General features: G+C 37.9%; 5 protein-coding genes. All 5 read right to left on the bottom strand.

Translation table 11 applies throughout. The features are described from left to right. Positions 1-123 (bottom strand): KTSC domain-containing protein (locus tag WBJ10_RS04400; RefSeq protein WP_424288320.1); only part of this gene is annotated, 123 nt, incomplete at its 3' end. A 181-nt stretch (positions 124-304) separates the two neighbouring features. Then, complete coding sequence (locus tag WBJ10_RS04395; RefSeq protein WP_424288319.1) at positions 305-706, bottom strand: response regulator; 402 nt, start codon at positions 704-706, stop codon at positions 305-307. 1 nt (position 707) lies between these two features. Next, the gene (locus WBJ10_RS04390) at positions 708-1,799 is read right to left on the bottom strand and encodes a hybrid sensor histidine kinase/response regulator (RefSeq protein ID WP_424288318.1); all 1,092 of its coding nucleotides are present in this window, start codon (positions 1,797-1,799) and stop codon (positions 708-710) included. Further along, the gene (locus tag WBJ10_RS04385) at positions 1,800-3,950 is read right to left on the bottom strand and encodes a sensor histidine kinase (RefSeq protein ID WP_424288317.1); all 2,151 of its coding nucleotides are present in this window, start codon (positions 3,948-3,950) and stop codon (positions 1,800-1,802) included. A 52-nt stretch (positions 3,951-4,002) separates the two neighbouring features. Then, the coding region (locus WBJ10_RS04380; RefSeq protein ID WP_424288316.1) for a hypothetical protein at positions 4,003-4,657 on the bottom strand (655 nt) is incomplete at its 5' end.

Below are 4,657 nucleotides of genomic sequence, written 5' to 3'. Positions count from 1 at the left end.
AAAGGATTTATAGACTTCCTGCGGAACGTTTTTATAATCATATGTTAATCCTGAGTTAAATTTTACTCTTAAGATACGTGTATCCGCAAGATACTCGAATGAATCCACTACACTTGAAGGCATGGTTTATAGCAAAATACATAGCTCTAAAAAAATAGTGCCAAAACTAAAATTTCCTGACTCATCCAGGAATGATACAGGGAGTTGTACTTAATGTTGGAAAAAGAAAAGGCTGAGAGTAATCAACCTTTCATATTGGATACTGTTGGAGATGTGAATACAAAGCTTTCGATGTGATACAATATCACACAGATCCTACTATGCTGGCAATAATTTCTTTTGATATCGGTTTGCTATAAAATTTTCGGATAGAGGGATGATTTCTCATTCGATTTTTGTCATTTTCATTATTCGAAGAACTGTACATGAAAATGGCATATTTTGACTGTATATTTTTTGGTAATTGCTCAAAAGCCTCTACAAACTGAAATCCATTCATAATAGGCATTTGGATATCAAGTACAATAATGGTAATAGGTTCTTCATTAATGGGTCCGGATTTTTTTATTTCCTCAAATGCTTCGGTGGGCTGGGTGTATGATTTGATACTGGAAAAAGTCCCTGAATTTTGAATGATTTTTTCGCCAATAAAACAATCCAGTTGGCTGTCGTCTATTATTATAAAGTGTGGAAAGGGATTCGACATCTTACTTATTTTGAATGATAACTTTGAAGCAGGTACCTTCGTTAATTTCTGAGTCTACCGTTATCTCACCATTTAGCTTAGTTACTGCAGCCTTAACATTATATAACCCAAACCCGGACCCAACTTCTTGTGAACTTGCTCTGAAGAACATATTAAAGATATCTCCTATGTGATTCTTATCAATACCCACCCCATTGTCTCTAACTTCCAATAGTGCTTTTCCGTTTTCTACAAGTATCTTGAGATCAACTTTTTTCTCTTTATTGTCTCTTTTCTGATATTTGAACGCATTCGATAAGAGATTGTTTAGAATAAGTTTAATTGACACTACATCGCCTCTAAAGATTTCTTTTTGGTCGATGCTGGTATTAAACTTTACGTCGCTAACAAGGTATGTAAAATTAAATATTTTGGTCTGCTCTCCTACAATATCGTTAAAGTTAATTTCCTTAATTTCTAATTCACCCCGGTTCAAGTTGTAATAGTCATGAATACTTTGTATAAAATCATCCAGATTCCGTACCGATTCCTTCATCATGAGAAGCATTTTTCTAATTTCCGTAATATCTTCCATGTGCTGGGCAGCTTCCACTACTCCCAGGATACTTAGGAGTGGGCCGCGCATATCATGTGTAACACTGTATGAAAATTTATCAAGTTCGTTGTATGCTTTCTGAAGCTCATCATTCTTTGCTGCCAAAAGGGTATTGGAAACATAAAATTTATTCGCCTCGTTTATTGCTCCAAGTATATCAGCATCTTTCCACGGTTTTCTTACATACCTGAATACATTACCCAGATTAATGGAATCAATTACCGAATCTATATCGGCGTATCCGGTTAATAATATGCGTATAGGTTTTGGGTAGCGACTACGGATTTCTTCAAAGAATTGTACACCTGTTTTTCCTGGCATTCTTTGGTCACAGAAAATTACTCGTATATCGGGGTGTGAATTCAAATGGTCCAAAGCGTCGGCCGCGTTAACAGCGACCATGACATTGTAATTTATCCTGAATGACGCCTTGAAGCCAGTTAGATTATTGATCTCATCATCTACATATAAGATCTTTATTTTCTCTTGTTTTTCCACTTAAGTATCTTGTTCTGTGTATTCAAACACTATGGGTAATTTCAGGATAAATTCTGTGCCCTTTCCTGGTGTACTGTTGATGTGAATTTCTCCCTGATGCCTTTTAATTGTATTATATGCAATTGACATTCCAAGGCCCGTACCTTCGCCTACGTCTTTAGTTGTAAAAAATGGTTCAAAGATTTTTTTCTTTGTTACTTCGTCCATTCCAATACCGTTATCTTCAATTTTGATAATGACTTTTGATTTACTATATGTTGTTGATATTTTCAATAAACCTCCTTCTCTATCTTTAAACTTAGCGTTTATAGCATATATTGCATTGGAGAGAATATTTAGGAAAACCTGATTTAGCTTTCCAGGGTAACATTCAATAAGCGGCAGGTCCCCGTAGATTTTTTCAAGTTTGATTTTGCGATTCAATAGGTTGTTAACAATGATTAGGGTTGAATCTAGTCCATCATTGATATTCGCTTTCTTGAGGTCGTCCTCATCCAGTCGGGAGAACACACGAAGACCTTTCACTATTTCAGAAGTGCGTGATGCACCTTCCTGAATCCCCTTAAGAAGCTGACTTATTTCCATTTTTAAATAGTCAAAGTCCATTTCTTCTTTCTGCTCATCGATAAGTTTTTGTTTTTCTTGTATCGGCAGATCTGACAATCCTATTTTCTCTATCTCCTGAATAAAATCTATCAGGATGTCTACATCCCTGTTTAACGGAGCTACATTGGATGTGACAAAGTTGATCGGATTGTTAATTTCATGTGCTATACCGGCTGTTAGCTGACCTAAAGATGCCATTTTTTCTGCTTCTACCAGTTGCCCCTCTGCTTCCTTCAGTTCTACCAAAGTTTGACTTAGTTCGGAATTTATTTCGCTCAGCTCAATTGTCCTTTCGTTTACTTTGGTTTCAAGAATCACATTTTGCTCGCGAATTATTCGCTCATTTTCCTTTAATGCCTGTAAGGTCTGTTCCTGAGATTTTTCTTTATCCCTCTTGAAGGTGTTAATTTTATCTGCCAGAGCGAAAGCGAGTAAAATTACTTCAAGAGCGGTTCCGGTCTCTTTGGTGTAATTTGTAAAATTGGTATAAGGCACTATCCCGAGATTTCGCAGTACAAACAATAGCAGGCCGGTTATAAAAAGCGTAAAGGCAAGAAGGAACAATTTCGCTGGACGGTAACCTTGTAATGAAAGTGAAATAGCTATCGTGAAAGTAATTACGACGGTAGAAATCGCGGCGAAATCAATGGCTCTGAAGCTGGCTTGATCGTAGCCCAGGATCCGTAAAATTATTGCGATAGAATACAGAATAATTGGAAGATAAATGAACTTATGCATTCTTGGTGAATTCTCCTTTGTTTGGAGGAAGGTCATCATGAAGAGATTTCCGACTACTCCAGCAATCCCGGGGAAAATCACGATTCCGAGATGGTTAATTGCGGGGTAATTAAATAAAATAAGCCTGTAGGTATATCCGCTAAGAGTAATTGAACTTAAGCCTATAAATAAACTGTACAATACGTAAAATATATAGCTGGAATCCTTTACCGATAAGTAGATGAAGAAATTGTATAGCACCATGACTAAAATCAACCCCATAAATAGTCCCCATGCCAGGTCATTAGTCGCAAGGCTTTCCGCAATGGTTTTGGGACTGCCCAAAATAAGGGGCAATACCATTTGCTCGGTACTCTTAACCCTGAGAAAATACTCTTTGCTTGAGCCCGGAGCAATCCTCACATCAAAAAGAAAATTTTGATGCTGATATTTTCTTTCGGAAAAGTTATTGTAATAACTTAATTTCTGAACTGTGCCGTCGCTTACTGCATAGAATTCACAGGTGCCAAGCGTTGGATACTCCAGTGCAAGAATTAAATGGTCTTGATCACTTTCATTTTTTATAGTAAACTTTAACCAAAAATCAGAACTGCTAAGCCGAAGGTTAGGAATTTTCACACCCGAAGCATGGAATGCACTTGAATTTTTTACATCTTCTAACTCTAATTTGTTCGTAGCGTCGTCTAATATTGCAACGTGGCCGCCAATGACCATGTTTTTTCCTTTAAAAATGACTGGTGATTGCGCAGCAGCAAGTACAGAATAACATATTGACAGTAATAGGAGTAAAAAGCGAAGCCTTATCATTACTAATTGCTCTTGGTCAACTGAATAATCATTACAATTTTCTGAAATTTAATTAGCGATCGTTTTCCATAACTAAAATATCTGATATCGGTAATCGATGTGCCTTTAAGCCGGGCTCTTCAGCGACAGCTATTTTTGCAAGAAATATCTCAGAATTGTCGTTTGTAGATTGTGTTATTTTATTAAACTGCTCCCTCAGGAAGTGGAGCTGTTCCACTTCTTTTTCGTCCAAACCCTCGCCATTACCATGTAAAATACGTGAAAAAAGATAAAGGGGCGAAATGAGGGGATGAATCGCAAGCTTTAAGTTTGTAGCTTCGAGCCAGAATCTTTCCATCGCCCGGCCCCCTTCAAAGAAATTCTTAAGATTATATCCAGGGATGCTTATCAGGCAAAGCGCCGAGGCAGTTGAAACCGTTCTCATAGCAAGCATACCTAGCGCGTTGCCGCCTCCAATTTCTTTGACGGCTTTTATCACCTTCTCGTCTTTTATGACGCCCATTGCAGCCATCAAAGAATTTCCGAGCCCAAGGGTTTGAATGTCGATCCCGTCACGGGTGCGCTCGGCCTCTTCATTGGTCCATCTCATTTCCCGGTGGACGAAGTCGTAATGCCCTTCTTGATTAAGAAGGCGTATTTTGTCGCATGCGCCTATAATCATTGCGAGCCCGCGAAGATCGCTATCCTCTGTAAAATAATTAATTGCG

Source organism: Daejeonella sp. (assembly GCF_049655485.1).
Lineage (GTDB): Bacteria > Bacteroidota > Bacteroidia > Sphingobacteriales > Sphingobacteriaceae > Daejeonella.
This window is presented reverse-complemented; position numbering and strand designations above follow the sequence as displayed.

Bases quoted from the DNA above. Each gene is read 5' to 3' on its own strand.
- WBJ10_RS04395 (WP_424288319.1), bottom strand. From the start codon at position 706: ATGTCGAATCCCTTTCCACACTTTATAATAATAGACGACAGCCAACTG.
- WBJ10_RS04385 (WP_424288317.1), bottom strand. From the start codon at position 3,950: ATGATAAGGCTTCGCTTTTTACTCCTATTACTGTCAATATGTTATTCT.